Annotated in this window: 22 protein-coding genes; 11 read left to right on the top strand and 11 right to left on the bottom strand. The window is 63.9% G+C overall.

From position 1 onward, the window contains the following. Positions 1-23: 23 nt before the first annotated feature. From FNV92_RS26810 to FNV92_RS26790, 5 genes are all read right to left on the bottom strand, one after another. Positions 24-512 (bottom strand): DUF3147 family protein, encoded by a 489-nt coding sequence (locus FNV92_RS26810; protein WP_143843857.1) that lies wholly within the window; start codon positions 510-512, stop codon positions 24-26. After that, positions 512-859 (bottom strand): DUF3147 family protein, encoded by a 348-nt coding sequence (locus tag FNV92_RS26805; RefSeq protein ID WP_015687837.1) that lies wholly within the window; start codon positions 857-859, stop codon positions 512-514. The genes FNV92_RS26810 and FNV92_RS26805 overlap by 1 nt, the downstream gene beginning before the upstream one ends. Further along, a complete protein-coding gene (locus tag FNV92_RS26800) occupies positions 856-1,440 on the bottom strand; it encodes a phosphatase PAP2 family protein (protein WP_143843858.1) in 585 nt (194 codons plus the stop codon). Before FNV92_RS26800 ends, FNV92_RS26805 begins: the two co-directional genes overlap by 4 nt. A 78-nt stretch (positions 1,441-1,518) precedes the next feature. Beyond that, a complete protein-coding gene (locus tag FNV92_RS26795) occupies positions 1,519-2,517 on the bottom strand; it encodes an SDR family oxidoreductase (RefSeq protein WP_143843859.1) in 999 nt (332 codons plus the stop codon). Between the two features lie 93 nt (positions 2,518-2,610). After that, positions 2,611-3,162, bottom strand: coding sequence for a DUF4142 domain-containing protein (locus FNV92_RS26790; protein WP_143843860.1), 552 nt, complete (start codon positions 3,160-3,162; stop codon positions 2,611-2,613). 161 nt (positions 3,163-3,323) lie between these two features. Here FNV92_RS26790 and FNV92_RS26785 point away from each other — a divergent pair, with 161 nt between their 5' ends. From FNV92_RS26785 to FNV92_RS26770, 4 genes are all read left to right on the top strand, one after another. Beyond that, a complete protein-coding gene (locus tag FNV92_RS26785) occupies positions 3,324-3,698 on the top strand; it encodes a PRC-barrel domain-containing protein (RefSeq protein ID WP_143843861.1) in 375 nt (124 codons plus the stop codon). 27 nt (positions 3,699-3,725) lie between these two features. Beyond that, positions 3,726-3,884, top strand: a complete 159-nt coding sequence (locus tag FNV92_RS26780; protein ID WP_015687832.1) for a hypothetical protein — start codon at positions 3,726-3,728, stop codon at positions 3,882-3,884. Between the two features lie 188 nt (positions 3,885-4,072). Beyond that, positions 4,073-5,227, top strand: coding sequence for an HlyD family secretion protein (locus tag FNV92_RS26775; protein ID WP_143843862.1), 1,155 nt, complete (start codon positions 4,073-4,075; stop codon positions 5,225-5,227). Next, positions 5,224-6,837: a DHA2 family efflux MFS transporter permease subunit gene (locus FNV92_RS26770; protein WP_143843863.1), complete on the top strand. Its 1,614-nt coding sequence runs from the start codon at positions 5,224-5,226 to the stop codon at positions 6,835-6,837. Before FNV92_RS26775 ends, FNV92_RS26770 begins: the two co-directional genes overlap by 4 nt. Here FNV92_RS26770 and FNV92_RS26765 read toward each other — a convergent pair. Next, positions 6,834-7,301 (bottom strand): winged helix-turn-helix transcriptional regulator, encoded by a 468-nt coding sequence (locus FNV92_RS26765; protein WP_143843864.1) that lies wholly within the window; start codon positions 7,299-7,301, stop codon positions 6,834-6,836. The two genes, FNV92_RS26770 and FNV92_RS26765, sit on opposite strands and share 4 nt — an antisense overlap. Positions 7,302-7,460: 159 nt before the next feature. Between FNV92_RS26765 and FNV92_RS26760 the strand changes: the two genes are divergently transcribed. The 4 genes from FNV92_RS26760 to FNV92_RS26745 all read left to right on the top strand — a co-directional run bounded on the left by FNV92_RS26760 (position 7,461) and on the right by FNV92_RS26745 (position 11,559). Next, positions 7,461-8,198, top strand: a complete 738-nt coding sequence (locus tag FNV92_RS26760; RefSeq protein ID WP_143843865.1) for an SDR family oxidoreductase — start codon at positions 7,461-7,463, stop codon at positions 8,196-8,198. 62 nt (positions 8,199-8,260) lie between these two features. Beyond that, positions 8,261-9,262, top strand: a complete 1,002-nt coding sequence (locus FNV92_RS26755) for an NAD(P)H-dependent flavin oxidoreductase (RefSeq protein ID WP_143843866.1) — start codon at positions 8,261-8,263, stop codon at positions 9,260-9,262. A gap of 109 nt (positions 9,263-9,371) precedes the next feature. After that, entirely contained in the window at positions 9,372-9,791 is a 420-nt protein-coding gene (locus FNV92_RS26750) for a hypothetical protein (protein ID WP_143843867.1), read from the top strand. Between the two features lie 202 nt (positions 9,792-9,993). Then, entirely contained in the window at positions 9,994-11,559 is a 1,566-nt protein-coding gene (locus FNV92_RS26745; RefSeq protein ID WP_143843868.1) for an alkaline phosphatase D family protein, read from the top strand. Here the strand turns inward: FNV92_RS26745 and FNV92_RS26740 are convergent. After that, positions 11,556-11,846, bottom strand: a complete 291-nt coding sequence (locus FNV92_RS26740; RefSeq protein ID WP_143843869.1) for a hypothetical protein — start codon at positions 11,844-11,846, stop codon at positions 11,556-11,558. The two genes, FNV92_RS26745 and FNV92_RS26740, sit on opposite strands and share 4 nt — an antisense overlap. Positions 11,847-12,027: 181 nt before the next feature. Between FNV92_RS26740 and FNV92_RS26735 the strand changes: the two genes are divergently transcribed. Beyond that, a complete protein-coding gene (locus tag FNV92_RS26735; RefSeq protein WP_143843870.1) occupies positions 12,028-12,846 on the top strand; it encodes an aldo/keto reductase in 819 nt (272 codons plus the stop codon). 70 nt (positions 12,847-12,916) lie between these two features. On the opposite strand, the gene FNV92_RS26730 is transcribed toward FNV92_RS26735, so the two are convergent. Both FNV92_RS26730 and FNV92_RS26725 read right to left on the bottom strand, forming a co-directional pair. Beyond that, positions 12,917-13,138, bottom strand: coding sequence for a hypothetical protein (locus FNV92_RS26730; RefSeq protein ID WP_015687822.1), 222 nt, complete (start codon positions 13,136-13,138; stop codon positions 12,917-12,919). Positions 13,139-13,237: 99 nt separating this feature from the next. After that, positions 13,238-13,690: a hypothetical protein gene (locus tag FNV92_RS26725; protein WP_168213553.1), complete on the bottom strand. Its 453-nt coding sequence runs from the start codon at positions 13,688-13,690 to the stop codon at positions 13,238-13,240. A gap of 157 nt (positions 13,691-13,847) precedes the next feature. Here FNV92_RS26725 and FNV92_RS26720 point away from each other — a divergent pair, with 157 nt between their 5' ends. Next, the gene (locus FNV92_RS26720; protein WP_015687820.1) at positions 13,848-14,120 is read left to right on the top strand and encodes a helix-turn-helix domain-containing protein; all 273 of its coding nucleotides are present in this window, start codon (positions 13,848-13,850) and stop codon (positions 14,118-14,120) included. A gap of 6 nt (positions 14,121-14,126) precedes the next feature. On the opposite strand, the gene FNV92_RS26715 is transcribed toward FNV92_RS26720, so the two are convergent. Beyond that, complete coding sequence (locus FNV92_RS26715) at positions 14,127-15,359, bottom strand: aminotransferase-like domain-containing protein (RefSeq protein ID WP_143843872.1); 1,233 nt, start codon at positions 15,357-15,359, stop codon at positions 14,127-14,129. A 285-nt stretch (positions 15,360-15,644) separates the two neighbouring features. After that, positions 15,645-16,172 carry a DUF3124 domain-containing protein gene (locus FNV92_RS26710; protein ID WP_168213554.1) on the bottom strand — a complete coding sequence of 176 codons (528 nt, stop codon included), beginning with the start codon at positions 16,170-16,172 and terminating at the stop codon, positions 15,645-15,647. A 67-nt stretch (positions 16,173-16,239) separates the two neighbouring features. Between FNV92_RS26710 and FNV92_RS26705 the strand changes: the two genes are divergently transcribed. Further along, entirely contained in the window at positions 16,240-17,970 is a 1,731-nt protein-coding gene (locus FNV92_RS26705; RefSeq protein WP_143843874.1) for a cation:proton antiporter, read from the top strand. Positions 17,971-17,977: the final 7 nt, after the last annotated feature.

The raw sequence follows: 17,977 nt of genomic DNA, 5'->3' as shown, positions 1-17,977 counted from the left end.
CCGAGATGTACGACTTCCTGACGCTACGGGAGGATGCCTCGGCTTTGCGCTGACCGCGCCTCGCCGTGTGGCTGCGCGGCGCCGCGAGAGGTCCTGCGAAGCGCTCGCCTCAGTCTCCACGCCGCCACGGATACCACGATCCACGCAAGGATGGCGGCGAGGAACGCGCCGACGATGCTTGCTGGAGCCGCGACGTAGAAGGCCGCGGCGAATGCAGCCAGACCAATGCCTCCCAGGCCAGCGCCCGCGGCATCGAGCGCTGCAGCCTGCTGACCGCGCCTCCGTCCGCTAAGGCCAGCCTTCTCCTTGGCTCGGCGCTCATGGCTCTCGATCAACGTCGCGCTGGCGCAAAAGATGGCGGGGAGCGCGAGGAAAAGCCCTCCGATAGAGACGCCGAAGCGCGCGCCGGCGAGTCCAGCGGCAACCGTCGCCAGTCCGCCCAGCAAAAAGCGAACTCCGTATTCGTACCAGCGCGTTCGCTTGAATGATGACGAAGACAGGTTGACCAGCATCAGGCGGCGCCTCCGAAACTTGCGAGCAGGCCGAAGGCAACCGCAAGCCATACGGCGAAGGCGATTATGGTGGCGGGCAGGGCGGCGAACTGAAATCTCATCAGGAGATGGCAGACGGCAACGCTGTAGCAGGCGAGAGCGACCGCCCCGTAGATCATCGTCCAGCTTTCGGCCGCTGCATATTGCGGGCCGTGCTGAACGACTGCGATGGCCAGTGTGGCAAGCGCGACCGACGGCGCTGCCCCGAGGAGCCCGCCGAAGCTCCTGGGTCTCAGCATGTCGCCGAGGATCGCGAAAGCGGACACGATCAGCCCGCCCGCAACGAAGCGCACGGCATATTCGATCATGACCGCCCCCGAGGGGCCCCGGGCTTGCGCGCGGCTCCTTCAAGAGTCCACGGTCTCAGCGTCCGCTCGACGAGAACGCCGAGGGCGAAGCCTGCGACGACGTCGCTTGCCCAGTGGGCGAGCAGAGCGACGCGCGTCAACGACAGCGCCGCAGCGATCGAGCGCACCAGACGACGCCTGGCGGGCGGCAGCAGGCCAGCCGCGGACGCCAGCGCACCCATATGGACGGCGTGGCCAGACGGAAACGCATCGCGTGGCAGCCCCGAGAAGGGAATGCCGTGCCGATGACCTCGCACTATCAATCGGTCTGGCCTGACCTGATCAAACGCTGATTTCAGAATGTGGGGAAGCACCGCCGCCGCCAGTGAAACCGCAAGGATGTGATCCGCCGCACGTCGCTCGTCGCGAGGGAGAAGCCGGGCGTAAAGCCAGCCCGCAGCGGCGAGCGGAAGCAGCACATGCTCGTCCGCGCCCCATGTCAGCGCTGCGGCGGTCTGCTCGAGATCCGGGTTGGTGCGGGCGGCGATCTCGTTCGCGATCGCGATATCGATCCGTGTTGGTCTGACTGTTGTGAACGCCATCGGTCTGCGGCTGGCAAAACGATTTTCGTGACAAGCTCGTAAAGCGCAGGAACCGTTGATGGTTCCTCAGCCGAGATACTACGGTTGTCCAGATCCGCCCGCGGCACCATACACCTGGCCGGTCGCGTAGCTCGCGTCCGCCGCGGCGAGCTGCACGTAGATCGAGGCAAGCTCGACGGGCTGGCCGGGGCGGCCGAACGGTGTCATGCCGCCGAACTTCTCCAGCTTTTCCATCGTGGCGCCGCCCGACACCTGAAGCGGCGTCCAGATCGGTCCGGGGGCGACGCCGTTGACGCGGACGCCCTTCGAGGCGAGCTGCTTCGCCAGCGACTTCACATAGCTCATCGTTGCGGCCTTGGTCTGCGCATAGTCGTAGAGATCGGGGGAAGGATCGTAAGCCTGTTCGGAGGTCGTGCCGATGATGCAGGAGCCCGGCTTCAGGTGAGGCAATGCAGCCTTGATGGTCCAGAACGGCGCATAGACGTTGGTCTTCATCGTTGCGTCGAAGTCCTCCGAAGACACATCGAGGATCGAGGCGCGGGTCTGCTGCCGCGCCGCATTATTGACGAGGATGTCCAGACCGCCGAGGCCTTGCACCGCCTGCTCCACCAGCTTTCCGCAAAAGGCCTCGTCTTTGAGGTCGCCGGGAATGGCGAGGCCCGTGCGCCCTTCCTTCTTGATGAGCGCGATCACCTCCTGGGCGTCCGGCTCCTCCGCCGGCAGATAGTTGATGGCGACGTCGGCGCCTTCGCGCGCATAAGCGATCGCGGCGGCGCGACCCATCCCGGAATCGCCGCCGGTGATCAGCGCCTTGCGACCAGCGAGGCGTCCGGACCCCCTGTAGCTGGTTTCGCCATGGTCGGGCCGCGGTTCCATCTTGCCGGCAAGGCCGGGCCAGGGCTGCGACTGCTTCTTGAACGGCGGCTTCGGATATCGGTTGACGGGATCGATCAGCTCATCGGCCACTGTCGTATCTCCTTTCGCTGTTGAAGATGCCAGCGACGACGCAGCAAGCGTCGCGCTTGCTGCGTGAATCACGTGCCGGCGGGATAGCGGGGTGTTGGTTCGATGCGTCATGGCTGGCTCCGCAATTTGCGGATCAACGCGCGCAGACGGGCTTCGTTGCTAACGGGCGAGGGACGCCGGCGGGCCGGCGTCCCCGGTCGAATGCTACTTTGACTGGCCGACGCTCGGCGACTTGCCAAGCTCCTTGGCCATGTCGAGATGATGCTTCAGCGCAGGCAGCGTCTTGCCGGCCCAATCCTTCAGCGTGGAATTGTCCCCGCCTTTGGAATAGCGCTCGAACAGCGAGACCGCATCTTCATGCGCACTGACCTGATAGGAATTGTAGTCGGAGCTGAAGTCCTTGCCTGAGGCGTTCTTGAGCTTGTCGAGCTTGCTCTGATGCGAGCTGTCGAGCGCGGTGGGCAGAGTTGCCTCGACCTTGCCGCCGCTGACCAGTTCCTTCAGTTCGCTGCTGGTCTTGGTATGGTCGGTGACCATCTGCTGCCCGAAGGTCTTTTCCTGCGCATTGCCCCTCTGCACGGCCAGCTTGCTCGATTCGATCTCGAACATGTCGCTGACGGCAACTTCCTTGACGAAGTCGGCGGTGGTCGGCGCCACTCCAAGGGTGGAGTTGATGCCGGTCTTCTCGCCGAGCGACTGGGCGAGCGCGGGGCCTGCGAGAAGCACGCAACTCAACGCAATGATGGTTCGTTTCATGACTGGGTCCTCCGAAGTGGCGCGGCCGACGGGCCTGCGCGTTCGAGCCGACCAACACGGCCCAAATGCCCTTGTTCCAAACCGTGTCCTGCGTTTCGAGCAGCAGGAACGATCGCTTCGTCAGCCGGTTGATCTGAGCATGAGCTGATCGGAGAATTCAGATGATGAACCAAGGTGAGCTGGACCAGAACGAGATGGGTCGGTTGATCGGCAGCGACAAGGTCGAGGGAACATCGGTCTTTGGCGCGGACCGCAACAAGATCGGTTCGATCGAGCGCGTGATGATCGACAAGGTCAGTGGCAAGGTGTCCTACGCCGTGCTCGGCTTTGGGGGCTTCCTGGGCCTCGGAAACGATCACTATCCTCTGCCCTGGCAGTCCCTCAAATATGACACCGAACTCGGCGGCTACCTGACTGGCATCACTGCCAAGTCCCTGGAAGGTGCGCCGAAATACGGCGACCGCAGCGACTGGAACTGGGGCGATGATGCCGCCGTTCGCGGTATCAACTCCTACTATGGCGTTCCTTTCGCGTAAGCACTGTTACAACCCAACGGAGATCTGATGAGCAAGGAACGGCCGACCGACGATCCCAGGCATCAGACCGACTGGGGATCGCATAAACAGACGGACGAGCCCTGGAAGGGCAATCCGGAGAAAGAGCAGAAGTCCGACAAGACAAAACCGGACCTCGAAAAATGGCATGAAACCAAGACGCATTGAATAAGGTGCGCTGACAACGACCAATCAGGCGCGACACCAATCGGTGTCGCGCCTGTTTTTTGGGTTGGCTTTTCCGAGTGACAGCGGTGCGCTGGAGTCCGGAACCATGTTTTGGCGTTGCGGTTGGGAGTCCGGCGCGGCGGGATGGCCCGATTTGACGCCAGCTTAGTCCCGACCGAGGTATTCACGTGGATGCTCAAACCCGGGAGCGTGGGCCGTACGCGGAGCAACCGCAGAAGGCGAAAGAAGCTCCAAGACCTTCTCCTGATCAGAACCGAGACACCAAGGAGCCGAAGCCGGCGCAAACGCCCTCGCTGCGTGATCGGATTCGCGAGCATTGGCTGCTCGCAGCCGTCGGCGCCGTCGTGCTCGTCGCGGCGCTCATCGGCGGCCTGCTCTACTGGCTGGAGGTCCGCCACTACGAATCCACGGATGATGCTTTCATTGCCGCGCGCAGCTTCTCCGTGGCTTCGAAGGTGGGCGGATACGTGACCGATATTCCGGTCACGGACAACCAGCACGTCAACGCCGGCGACGTATTGGCGAAGATCGACGAGCGCGACTACCGCATCGCCATCGAACAGGCGGCTGCACAAGTCGCAGTCTCGAAGGCCAACATCGCCAACGTCGAGGCGCAGATCGTGTCCCAGCAGGAACAGATCAAGCAGGCTCAGGCGCAGCTCGAACAGGCGCAGGCGCAGCTTCAGTTTTCGCAGGAGGAGTTCAAGCGCGCGGAAGATCTCGTCGAGAAGGGGGCCGGCACCGTTCAGCGGCAGCAACAAACGCGCTCCGATCTGCAGGCGCAGCAAGCCAACACCGAACGTGCGAAGACTGCGGTGACGGCGGCCCAAGTCGGCATCAAGACGCTTCAGGCCCAGCTCGAAGGCGCAAAGGCGCAGCTTGATCAATCGCAATCGCAGCTCGACCAGGCGAACCTGAACCTGCAATACACCAGCGTGGTTGCCGCGCAGTCCGGTCGCGTCGCCAAGCTTTCGGGCGCCAAGGGCACTTTCGTCACGGCAGGACAGAGCCTGATGATGTTCGTGCCGGACGAGACCTGGATCGTTGCCAACTACAAGGAAACCCAGCTCAACGACATGCGCCCGGGCCAGCCGGTCGAGATCCGCATCGATGCCTATCCCGGCCGCAGGCTGACCGGTCATGTCGACTCTGTCCAGCCGGGTTCGGGCACTGCATTCAGCCTGCTGCCCGCGGAGAACGCCACCGGCAACTACGTCAAGGTGGTGCAGCGCGTGCCGGTGAAGATCGTGGTCGATAACTGGCCGGCCGATCTTCCGGTCGGTCCCGGCATGTCTGTCGTGCCCTGGACCCGGGTGCGGTGACCGACGCGGTGGAAGGCAGCGCAGGTGGGTGGTCGCCGGAGCGCTCGGCGGCCGGCGGGCACAACCCCTATCTGATCGCGTTCGTCGTTTCGATCGCGACCTTCATGGAAGTGCTCGACACCACCATCGCCAACGTCGCGCTGCGCCACATCGCGGGCGGTCTGGCGGTCGGTATCGACGAGAGCACCTACGTCATCACCAGCTATCTCGTCGCCAATGCCATCGTGCTGTCGATCTCCGGATGGCTCTCGACCGTGATAGGGCGCAAGCGCTTCTACATGATTTGTGTCGCGATCTTCACACTCTCATCGCTGTTGTGCGGCTTTGCCTGGAATTTGGAATCGCTGGTCGTCTTCCGCATCCTGCAGGGCCTCGGCGGCGGCGGCATGGCGACGAGCGAGCAGGCGATCCTGGCGGACTCCTTCCCGCCGCAGAAGCGTGGGCAAGCCTTCGCGATCTACGGTGTGGCCGTCGTGGTGGCGCCCGTTGTCGGGCCGACGCTCGGCGGCTGGATCACCGACACCTACACCTGGCACTGGGTCTTCCTGATCAACGTGCCGATGGGGCTGCTCTCGCTGTTCCTTGTCGGCATGCTGGTCAAGGAGCCGTCGGGCGCAGCGGAGGAGCGGCAGAGGCTGCTGAAGAACGGCCTTCGCGTCGACTACATCGGGTTCCTGCTGGTCGCAATAGGGCTCGCCTCGCTTGAATTCGTGCTCGACGAAGGTCAGCGCAGCGACTGGTTCGGATCGAACATGATCGTGTTCTTCGCCGTGCTTTCGGCGGTGTCGCTGCTTGCGTTGATTCCCTGGGAACTGACGCGCGACGATCCCATCATCGACCTTCGTCTGCTCGGACGCCGCCAGTTCGCGGCCTGCTTCCTGGTCATGCTCGGTACCGGCGCAGTCCTGATCTCCACCACCCAGATGCTGCCGCAGCTGCTGCAGACCGAATTGAATTATACGGCATACCTGGCCGGTCTTGCGCTGTCTCCTGGGGGTATCGCGACGTTGGTCCTAATGCCGGTGGTCGGCCGCCTCGTCAGCACGGTGCAGCCGAAATATCTCATCATGTTTGGCGCCGCCATCGTTGCCTTCTCGATGTGGCATCTCACCGGGCTGACCGGCGACATCACCTACGGCTACGCAGCGTTGTCACGCATCTTCCTGGCGCTTGGCCTGCCGTTCCTGTTCCTGCCGGTGACGACTGCGTCCTATGACGGCGTGCCGCCGGACAAGACCAACCAGGCTTCCGCCCTCATCAACGTCGCGCGCAACATCGGGGGATCCATGGGTGTCGCGCTTGCGCAGACGGTTCTGGCGCAGCGCCAGCAATTCCATCAGAGCCGCCTGATCGAGCATGCTGCGCCGTCTGATGTCGGCTATCAGCAGACCATCGATGCACTGACGCGCTACTTTCAGGGCCAGGGTTCGAACGCAAGCGATGCGGCGTCACAAGCGGTTGCCTGGGTCGGCCGGACCCTGCAGCAGCAGGTCGATTTCCTCGCCTATATCGATGTGTTCTGGACGCTTGCGATCGTCGCGATGTTGATGATCCCGACGGCCGCCGTGTTGCGTCCGATCGATCTCGGTGCGCCGGCGCGAGGACATTAGGGCCTGACGGCTTCTCTCCGCCCCGGTCCTGCATGCACATGCACTTGCTTGGCATGCAGCGACTCGCCGCATTCCGAGCACACCATCACGGGATCGAACAGCTTGCCGCAGGTCTTGTGCTCGTGCAGCAGTGGGCGGCCGCGCTCGTCGCCCATGTGGGCGTCGCCCCAATGCACCATCGCCATGATGATCGGGTAGAGGTCGAGCCCCTTCTGCGTGAGGATGTACTCGTAGCGCTTGGGCGCCTCGGAATAGGGCACGCGCCGCAGGATGCCGAAGCGGACCAGCTTCTTGAGCCGCTCCGAGAGCAGATGCCGCGTGATCTGGAGCGAGGACTGAAATTGCTCGAACCGGCGCACGCGCAAGAAGCATTCGCGCAGGATCAGCAGCGTCCAGCGATCGCCGATCACGGCGACGGTGCGGGAAAGCGAGCAGGGCTCTTCGTCCAGCGTGTCCCACTTCATGGTCCGATCTCCGGCCTCGCTAGTCAGTCAGAAAAAGGAACTGACTTGAACGGTCAGCGATATTTCAGCCCAATTTAGCGTTCGGCCTCCAGGTTTGACAGTTCTATTTTGGAACTATAGCTTCTTTCTCAATCAATGCTCTCTCCGGAGGAGGCAACCTTGCCCAAGCGAAACGCGACAGCCGCCGTGATCGGGGCCGGCGATTTCATCGGCTCCGAGATCGCCAGGAAATTCGCCGCTGAAGGCTTTTCGATCTTCGCCGGCCGCCGCAACGGCGACAAGCTGGCGCCGCTGGTGAAGGACATCGAGGCCGCCGGCGGCGAGATTCACGCCCGTTCGCTCGATGCGCGCAAGGAAGAAGAAGTCATCTCCTTCCTCAACGACGCCGACACGCATGCACCGCTGGAGGTCTGCATCTTCAACGTCGGCGCCAACGTCAATTTCCCGATCCTCGACACCACCGAGCGCGTCTTCCGCAAGGTCTGGGAGATGGCCTGCTATTCCGGCTTCCTGGCGGGGCGGGAAGCTGCGCGGCTGATGCTGGCGCGCGGTGGCGGCAAGATCTTCTTCACCGGCGCGACCGCGAGCTTGCGCGGCGGCAGCGGATTTGCCGCATTCGCCAGCGCCAAGTTCGGCTTGCGCGCGGTGGCGCAGGCGATGGCGCGCGAGCTCGGGCCGAAGAACATTCACGTCGCCCATCTCATCATCGATTCCGGTGTCGACACCGAATGGGTGCGGCAGCGCCGGCTCGAGGCTCTCGGCCCGAATGCGCTCGACAATCCGGATCTGCTGATGCCGCCGTCGGCGGTGGCGGACTCCTATTGGCAGCTCTATCAGCAGCCCAAAAGCGCCTGGACTTTCGAGATGGAGATCCGCCCCTTCGGCGAGAAATGGTGACCGCGGCACAGAAGTCCGGCTAGACTGATCTCAACTTAGGCAAAACTCCGGGAGGTATTGAAGTGAAGACCGCGATCACCGAACTGTTCGGCATCGAGCACCCCATCATCCAGGGTGGCATGCATTTCGTCGGCTTTGCCGAGCTGGCCGCCGCCGTCTCCAATGCCGGCGGGCTCGGCATCATCACCGGTCTCACGCAGAAGACGCCGGAGCTGCTCGCCAAGGAAATCGCGCGCTGCCGCGACATGACCGACAAGCCGTTCGGTGTGAATCTGACATTTCTGCCGACCTTCTCGGCGCCGCCCTATCCGGAATATATCGCCGCGATCGTCGAAGGCGGCGTCAAGTCCGTGGAGACCGCGGGCCGCAGTCCGGAAGCCTACATGCCCGCGCTGAAGGCGGCCGGCATCAAGGTGATCCACAAATGCACATCAGTTCGCCATTCGTTGAAAGCCGAGCGCATCGGCTGCGACGCCGTCAGTGTCGACGGTTTTGAGTGCGGCGGTCATCCCGGCGAGGACGACATTCCCAACATGATCTTGCTGCCGCGCGCGGCGGAGGAACTGAAGATCCCGTTCGTCGCCTCCGGCGGCATGGCCGACGGACGCAGCCTCGTCGCCGCGCTCGCGCTCGGCGCGGCCGGCATGAACATGGGGACGCGCTTCATCGCCACCAAGGAAGCACCGGTGCATCAGAACGTGAAGAATGCGCTGGTCGCGGCGACCGAGCTCGACACCCGCCTGATCATGCGCAGCTTGCGCAACACCGAGCGTGTCCTGAAGAACGCCAATGTCGATCGCCTGCTCGAGATCGAGCATGCCAAGGGCGACAAGCTCACCATCGACGACATCCACGACCAGGTCGCAGGCGTCTATCCCAAGGTCATGCTGGACGGCCAGATGGACGCGGGCGCCTGGAGTTGCGGCATGGTCGCCGGCCTGATCCACGACATCCCCAGCTGCAAGGAACTCGTCGATCGCATCATGGCCGAGGCGGAACAGATCATCCGCAGCCGCCTGATGGGGTTCCTGGAGGGGACGGGGGCCACGCGAAAGGTCGCCTGACACCGCCAAACTTCTTAACCACGGCGGCACTTGGCCGCTGGAATTGCGCGCGACGCCTCCTAAATAAGGGTAAATTGACCCTTTCATAAATCAATTTCAGGAGGCGTCCGTGGTCCTGAAGAGCGTTTATCTTGCTGCTGCCGTTGCCCTCGTTCTCGCGGGCAGCGGCGCCGTGCGTGCAGACGACTACAAGCCCGGTGAATATCTCGGCCTCGATCTCTCCAAGGCGGTGCTGTCGCCGAAGCGGCTCGGGCCCGAGACGCAATTTGCACCGGTCGCACTCGAGGCGCGCGGCGGCAACGACGCGCAAGCGCGCGCCGAGCCGGTCGACGTGCCGAAGAAGGTTGCCGCCGAGCGCGTGCATGTGTCCGAGCCAAAGATCGCGCATGCCAGAAACGCCCAGCCGCGCGGCGCAGCGCGCGCCAGGCTCGCGCATCGCCACGGCAACCCGCTCGACGCGCAGGCGATGGACACCCGGATCCAGACCTGGCCGTGTCGTTCCGGCGGCATCTGCAGCTGGAAGCGCTAGAGCCGAGGGCGATGCCCTTCACCTCTCCCCGCAAGCGGGGCGAGGGAGATCACCTTCTCCGCGGCGACTGCGCGACATCCTCTCGCCGGTCGTCCAATGTCATCCGCGCGTCGCAAAACCGTAGGCCTGGGGTCAAGAAACCGTAAGCCGGGAGTCAAGGAGCGCAGGCACCTTCCGTCACGATTCGACGAAGGTTTCCTGAATGGCAACGCTCCGCGCCCCGCGCGCCTGGACCCGGCGGCAGTTCCTGGTCCGCTCCACCTCAAGCCTCGCCATCGCTGCGCTTGCGAAACCCTCGATCAGTCGTGCTGCCGACCGACCGCAGATCGCCGGCGGTATCCAGTCCGGCGACGTCTCGGACGGCTCAGCGGTGATCTGGGCACGCGCCGATCGGCCGGCACGCATGCAGGTGGAATGCTCGACCGTCGAGAGTTTCAGGATCATCATTGCGTCTGCGTCGCGCGATGCGTTGCCGGATTCTGATTTCACGTCAAAGCTGCTGTTGAGCGACCTGCCGCCCGGGCAGGACATCTTCTACCGCGTGCGCTTTGACGACACCGCCGCCGGCATCACCGGCGAAAGCCGGGTCGGGCATTTCCGCACCGCGCCGGCCGAAGGCCGGTCGATTTCGTTCCTGTGGTCCGGCGATGTCGCAGGGCAGGGCTGGGGCATCGACATCGCGCGCGGCGGCTATCGCAGCTATCGCACCATGCTCGACAACCGCCCCGATTTCTTCATCCACTCCGGCGATCACATCTACGCCGACTGCACGATTCCTTCCGAGCAGAAACTGCCGAACGGCGAGGTCTGGCGCAACATCGTCACCGAGGAAAAGGCCGAGGTCGCGCATACGCTGGCGCAGTTCCGCGGCAACTACAAATACAATCATCTCGACGAGCACTTCCGTGCCTTCCATGCCGAGGTGCCGATGTTCGCCCAGTGGGACGACCACGAGGTCACCAACGACTGGTCGCCGGCTGCCAGTCATGACGACGCAGGTTACGAGGACGACGGCACGCCGCGGCTCGTCGCGCGCGCCCGCCGCGCCTTCTTCGACTTCATGCCGATCCGCGACGTCGGCGCCCGGCAGGGGCGAATCTATCGCAAGATCGCCTACGGTCCGCTGCTCGACGTCTTCCTGATCGACATGCGAAGCTATCGCGACGACAACTGGAACAAGGGCGACGATCATCGTGGCTGGATCCTGGGCGCCGAGCAACTCGCCTGGCTGAAGCGGGAGCTCGCCGCCTCGCGTGCGACCTGGAAGGTGATCGCGGCCGACCTGCCGATTGGCCTCGTCAGCATGGATGCCGTCGCGCTCGGCAATGGGCCGCCCGATCGGCGCGAGCATGAGATTGCCGATCTGCTTGCCGCCATCAAGCGCGCGGGCGTCCGCAACATCGTCTGGCTCACAGCCGACATGCATTACACCGCCGCGCATTATTACGATCCGAGCAAGGCGCAATTCCAGGATTTCGAGCCGTTCTGGGAATTCGTCTCCGGCCCGCTGCATGCCGGCACCTGGGGGCCGGGCGAGCTCGACGACACCTTCGGCCCGGTCGCGATGTACCAGCACGGTTGCAGCGAAGCGCAGGGCGAGAACCTGGCGCCCTGCTTCGGTTTGCAGTTCTTCGGCCGTGTCGACATCGACGGCGCCAGCGGCGTCATGACGGTGACGCTGAAAGACGTCGACGATCGCGATCTCTGGTCCGTCGATATCGTGCCGCAGCCGCAGGCGCGCCCGGCCGTGGTGGCGCAGCATTCCTAGGGCATTCGCAGGCCGATGCCGCCGCGCACGGGCCGGGGCGCCGGTTGCGGGGCCTCTGCGCGCGCGTTCATCCAGTCAGGGGCTCGTGGCGCGGCGAGTTGCCGGACAAAGAATTCGCCCTGTTTGGGCGAGCCCGTATAGGCAAAGCCGTCGGCGTGCGCGGGAACCGCACCGGAAAGAGCTGCTGCCACAAAGACCATCGTCCAAAGCGCTTTCATGATCGTCTCCTGATTGCCTGCGGCCGGAATGACCGCGATGGTTCGACGTTGGCAGGAGAGGGCGCTCATCTGAAATGCCGTTTGACTGTCACGGCGATGCCCGCCGGCTATCAGCTAACCGGATCTTGATTTGGTCTCCTTCGGGCGGCGCGTATAGTGCCCTCCCGCCATCTCTTTTCCATCACCAAAGAGTCTGTCCCCGCGGCCACCGCGTGCATCCGGCGGGCTGAAATGCGTCAGGAGCTAACTCATGGACAATCTGAAGACCCAGGGCATTTCCATGCCCAAGCTCGGCCTCGGCACCTTCCGCATGCAGGGCGATGCCTGCCGCGCCGCGGTCGAAAGCGCGCTGTCGATCGGATATCGCCACATCGACACCGCCGAGATGTACGCCAACGAGGAACCCATCGGCGCCGCGCTCGCGGCCGCCCGCCTGCCGCGCGGCGAGCTGCATGTCACGACCAAGGTCTGGCACGAGAACTTGAGCCCCGACGCGATCCGCCGCGCCTTCGACGCCAGCCTGCAGAAGCTCAGGCTCGACCACGTCGATCTCTATCTCGTGCACTGGCCGTCGAAGTCGGCGAACTGGGGCGCGGTGTTCGAGACCCTGATGAAGCTGAAGCAGGAGGGGCGCACGCGCGCGATCGGCGTCGCCAATTTCACCACTGCGCTGCTCAAGATCGCGGTCGAGGACATCAAGGCACCGATCGCCTGCAACCAGATCGAATATCACGCCATGCTCGATCAATCGAAGGTGCTGGCCTATCTCAACGCCAAGTCGATTCCGCTGGTCGCCTACTGCCCGCTGGCGCAGGGGCGCATCGCCTCCGATCCGGTGCTGGCCGAGATCGGCGCCAGGCACAATGCGACCGCGGCTCAGGTCGCGCTGAAATGGTTGCTCGACCAGGACGGCGTCGCGGCGATCCCGAAGGCGTCGCGCCGCGAGAGCCAGCAAGCCAATCTCGACGCGCTGAAGATCACGCTCGACGATGCCGACCGCAAAAAGATCGCCGAGCTGCCCAACGACAAGCGCTGCGTCAATCCTGGCTTCGCACCGGCGTGGGATTAGCGTCGCCCGCACGCTCTTGAGACGCAAAGAAATGGCCCCGCGAGGGGCCATTTCCATATTGCGTTACGCATCAATCCCAGTGGTGACGGTGGCCGCGCTTGACCACGACGACCCGGTCGCGATGATGCCAGCCGCGATGCCAGCCATGGTCACGATGCTCGCGCATTTCGGCGCGGGCGCCGTAGCCATGATGATGACCGCGCTTGATCACCACCGTTTCGGCACTCGCCATCGTCGGCGCAACGATCGCGAGCGCGCCGAGAGCCGCAACCACATAAGCAAGCTTCTTCATGATGTCCTCCTCCTCCAATTCAATGCCAATGAGAACCGCGCATCGGCGTGAACGTTCCGGAGCAACGGAAAGAGAATTCTGAACGCTTGTTCAGGGTGGTTAATCGCAACGTTGCTGTGGCGGGGTTGGCGCGCCGGTGGCGACGTATTTGCCGTCCCTGATGGTGTACTCGCCGCGCTCGCTGCGATTGTAGATCGCGCGCAGGCTACCTTGCTTTGAGAGCAGCAGGCCGAACTCACGCGTCTGCTTCAGCGAGGGGAAGTACACCATCACATTGAGCACGCCTTCGGCATTGACCGTGGCGGATACGACTTCGCTCTCGTCCCTGGCGTCGCCGAAATTGCGCCGGTACATCACCCGGCCGTCCTTCCGGATTTCGTAAGTCAGGAGAGCGCCCTTGTCGCGATCGGGCCGGGCTGCACAATCGACCGCCCATGAGCCGAGCAGACCCCATTGCTCGACCGTCGTCGAAAGCGTCTCGGCGCCGGCCGCGGGCGTGAACGCAACCCACAGCAGCGCCGCTGTCGTACAGCGGCTCAAACAACGTGTCATGGCTTGCAAAACCCCGCCTCGAACCATTCCAAAGTGTAGCATTCCGCGCGCCGCCGTCCACGCCAGGTGCCAATCGCGCGCGAATTTGATCCGCGTCAATGAGACCGGTCGTAGCAAGGGTAGGATGGCGCTCCCGAAGGCGAACGTGGATAGACCGATGCTGAATCAAGTCATGGATTTTGCGGGTGAAGTGCTGCCGGGGAGCCGTGCCCTGCCGCCTCATTCTGAGACCGCGTTTCTGGCCGAACTGGGCGAACGCTTGAGATCCTCGCGCGCCCGCTGCGAGCTGTCGCGCCGGGAGCTGGCCCGCCGCTCCGGGATTTCCGAGCGCTACATCGCGCAGATCGAGGCAGGCAAGGGCAACGTCTCGATCGTGCTGTTGCTGCGGCTGGCGTCCGCCATTCACGGCAGCCAGCCTCAGGCTGCGTAATAACCGCTAGACCTGCTTCTCGACATTGGCGCTGCGGGCCGGCACGCCGAACTCCTTGCGGCACACTTCGGCCAGCACGGCGACGCCCTCGCGGATCTGCTGATGCGACGGGCTCGCAAAGCACAGCCTGAGGCGCGAGCTGGAATGGCTCTTGTCGGTCGACCATTCCGGCCCCGGATTGATCGAGACGCCGGCGGCGAGCGCGGCCTGATACAGCTTGAGCGTATCGACCTGGTCCGGCAGCTTGACCCACAGGAAGATGCCGCCCTTGGGCTCCTCGAATTCCGCCGCCGTGCCGAACTGCTCGTTGAGGGCCTCCATCAGCGTATCGAGCTTGGTGCGCAGCGCCTTTGTCAGGGCCGGCACATGGCTTGCGAAATGCGGCTTGCAATAGGCGGCAAGCACCATCTGCTCCAGTGCGCCGGAGCCCGCGTCCGTCTTCAGCGCCAGCATCCGCGACATCACATCCCATGGCGCGACGATGAAGCCGACGCGCAGTGCCGGCGCGATCGATTTGGAGAACGAGCCAATATGGATCACGCCGCCGTTCGGGCTCATCGCGTAAATCGCCGGTGGCCGCTGCCCCGACCAGACGAGATCGGCATAGCAATCGTCCTCGAAGATCGGCACGCCATATTCGGCTGATAACCGTATCAACTCGGCGCGTCGGCTCTCCGGCATGATGCTGCCGGTCGGGTTCTGCACGGTCGGGATGGTGTAGATGTATTTGGGACGGATGCCGCGGCTCTTCAGGTCCGCCAGAGTCGAGGCCAGCACGTCCATGCGCATGCCATCCTCGTCGAGCGGAATACCGACGACATTGACGCCGAGCCGCGCCAGGCGGGTCAGCGAGCCCTGATAGCTGTCCTGCTCGAAGATCACGGTGTCGCCGCGCGTCAGCAGCGTCGCGTTGACGAGATCGAGCGCCTGCAGTGATCCCGAGACGATCATGAGATCGTCGACCGTGCAGTTGATGCCGGCATCGCGCCTGAGTTTCGTCACCAGGAATTCGCGCAAGGGCAGGTAGCCTTGCGGCCCATGCGCCAGACCGTAAGTGGCGAGCGATCGACCCTCCTTTTGCAGGGCGGAATTGGCAGCCTCGATCAGGCCTTCGAGCGGCAATTGCTCGGAATCATTGTTGCCGCCGACGAAGCTGTATTTCGCGAGGCCCGTCCAGCGCGCAGTGGGGGCCGGCAGCCCTGCGGGGAACAGGGGCGCGAAATCGAAGCTGGACGTCATGAGAGCGTTCCTCGTTTTGTTCTTGTTGAGCAGCCGGCCGTGGGGTGGCGACCGCGCATGCCGATTTGGATGATGCCATCATGCCAGTGTTTTGCCCGACGCGTCAAACGAAATTCGTAAAATCCGTATTTTTGTCGCGCCCTTCCGTAACCTGCTGATTTTGCTCGCGCGGGCTACTGTGCATGGGGTTGTTTTCGGGAGTTTCAATCGGGGCGCGACCGCAAGCCCGAAGCCGTGGCCGATGACGTCTTCGATCCGGGGCGCCTCGACCTGATCGGACGGCCTCTACTTCCTTGTGGCCGTCCGGGTCGGGCGGCCCTGGCTGATGAAAGCGTAATGCGCGTTGGCGATGCCGCCAACCATCAAGGCTTCGACCACCGGCTCGGTTATCTCGCCGGTCGCGCCCCAGTCGACGATGAAATTGGCTCCGGTCCCGCCGCGCACATCGTCGGTCGGGATGAAGATCGAGACGGTGGCCAGCGGCTTCAAGGCGACCGGCGCCTTCAGATAGGTCTCGACCTGCTTGCCTGCGGTGTCGAAATAGGCGATGCGTTTGAGCACCAGCGGCTGGCTCTCGGAGGCGTTGTGCACGCTCAAGGTCACCGAGAAGTCGACGCGCAACTTGCCCTGGCTCATCGCAACGCTGGAATAGGCGGGCACGTAGAACCCCCCGGAGACGGCGAGTTCCTCCTTCGGCAGAGCGGCGAGCGAATCGGCAAAGTTTTGTTCGATATTGACCTTGGATTGCGCGACTGCGGGCGCGGCGGAGGCGAGGGGGCATAGCAGCATTGCTGCGAAAAGCGCCGTTCGCATGTGACGAATTGCTCGCTTGCCGCGCCGCAACCTGCCTCTAGGGTGCGGCAAAACGGACCAATTTGGTATGCACGAGCTCATTCGCGACATCACTCTCTGTATTCTGTTTGCCTGGATGCTGGGCCTGCTCGCCCATTTCACCCGGCAACCGCTGATCCTGGCCTATCTTATCGCCGGCTTCTGCATAGGTCCATTCGGCGCCGGCTGGGTCCATTCGCAGGAATCGATCAGCGTCATCTCCGAGCTCGGGCTGATCTTCATGCTGTTCATGATCGGGCTCGAGATCGACCTGAAGAAGATCGTGCGGGCGGGAAAGGTGATCCTGTTCGCCGCCGGCGCCCAGCTGATCGGGGGCTGCCTGCTCGGGGTGCTGTTCTTCATCGGAATCGGCCTGTCGCTCGGCGGCGGCCACTTCGATGCGGTCTATCTCTGCGTCGCCTGCGCACTGTCGAGCACGGTGATCATCGTCAAGGTGCTCTACGAGAAGCGCGAACTCGACACGCTGCCCGGCCGCATCACCCTCGGCGTGCTGGTGCTCCAGGACATCTTCGCCATCCTGTTCCTGGCGGTGCAGCCGAGCCTTGCCAATCTGCAGGTCAGCGTCATTTTGCTGTCGATCGGCCGCGTCGCGGTGCTGGTCGCAGCAGCCCTGCTGGTCAGCCGCTACGTGCTGCCGCGCCTGTTTCACCAGATCGCCCGCCGCCCCGAGCTGATCCTGCTCGGCGCGCTCGCCTGGTGCTTCCTCGTCGCCGAGACCGCCGAACGGCTCTCGCTGTCGCGCGAGATGGGGGCGCTGATTGCCGGCGTCTCGCTCTCGACCTTTCCTTACGCGCTCGACGTTACCGCCAAGGTCACCACGCTCCGCGACTTCTTCATCACGCTGTTCTTCGTCGCGCTCGGCATGACCATTCCCGTGCCCGGCCTGTCCGTGATCGGGCTGGCGCTGATGATCGCGGCCTTCACGGTGGTGAGCCGTCTCGTCACGACCTTCACCCCGCTCTATCTGATGAAGCAGGGCCTGCGCGCCAGCCTGTTGCCGGCCCTCAACCTCGCGCAGATCTCCGAGTTCTCGCTCGTGGTGATCCAGACCGGCGTCGCCGACCACCACATCGCGGCCGAGACGGCCAATGCGGCCTCCTTTGCCTTCGTGGTGCTCGCCGTGCTCTCGACATTCGCGATGAGCCGCAGCGACGAGATCACCCGCTGGGCGATCGGCCCGCTGAAGCGGATCGGCCTGCGCGATCTCGACCATGGCAACGGCCATGGCGAGGAAGGACACGAAGGCGGCCATGGCGAGGCCCGCCGCATCGTCATTCTCGGCTTTTTCCGTGCGGCGAGCGCGCTGCTCGCGGAGATCGAGCGGCAGGCCCCGGTGCTGCTCGAGCAGATCACCGTGATCGACTTCAACCCCAATGTGTACCAGACGTTGCTGTCGCGCGGCCTGCACGTGATCTATGGCGACATCAGCAGCGCCGACACGCTGCTCCATGCCGGTGTCGGCAAGTCCGAGATGATCATCCTCAGCGTGCCCGACGCGCTCCTGAAGGGCGCCAGCAACGAGAAGCTGGTCCGCCACGTCCGCACCCTCAACCCGACCGCCATGATCGTTGCCACGGCCGATCTCTTGTCGGATGTGGGCGAGCTCTATGCGGCCGGTGCCAGCTACGTCACGGTGACCCGGCTCAGCGATGCTCATGAGCTGTTTACCGTGATCGAAGCCGCCCAGGCCGGTCTGCTGCCCGACAAGCGCGCCGAGCTGGATCAGCGGCTCGGCGAGCGGCGCGAAGTGCTGCCCTGACGGTGCC

The organism is Bradyrhizobium cosmicum (assembly GCF_007290395.2).
Lineage (GTDB): Bacteria > Pseudomonadota > Alphaproteobacteria > Rhizobiales > Xanthobacteraceae > Bradyrhizobium > Bradyrhizobium cosmicum.
The sequence above is the reverse complement of the archived record's forward strand: the minus strand, read 5'-3'. Positions and strand labels throughout refer to the sequence as shown.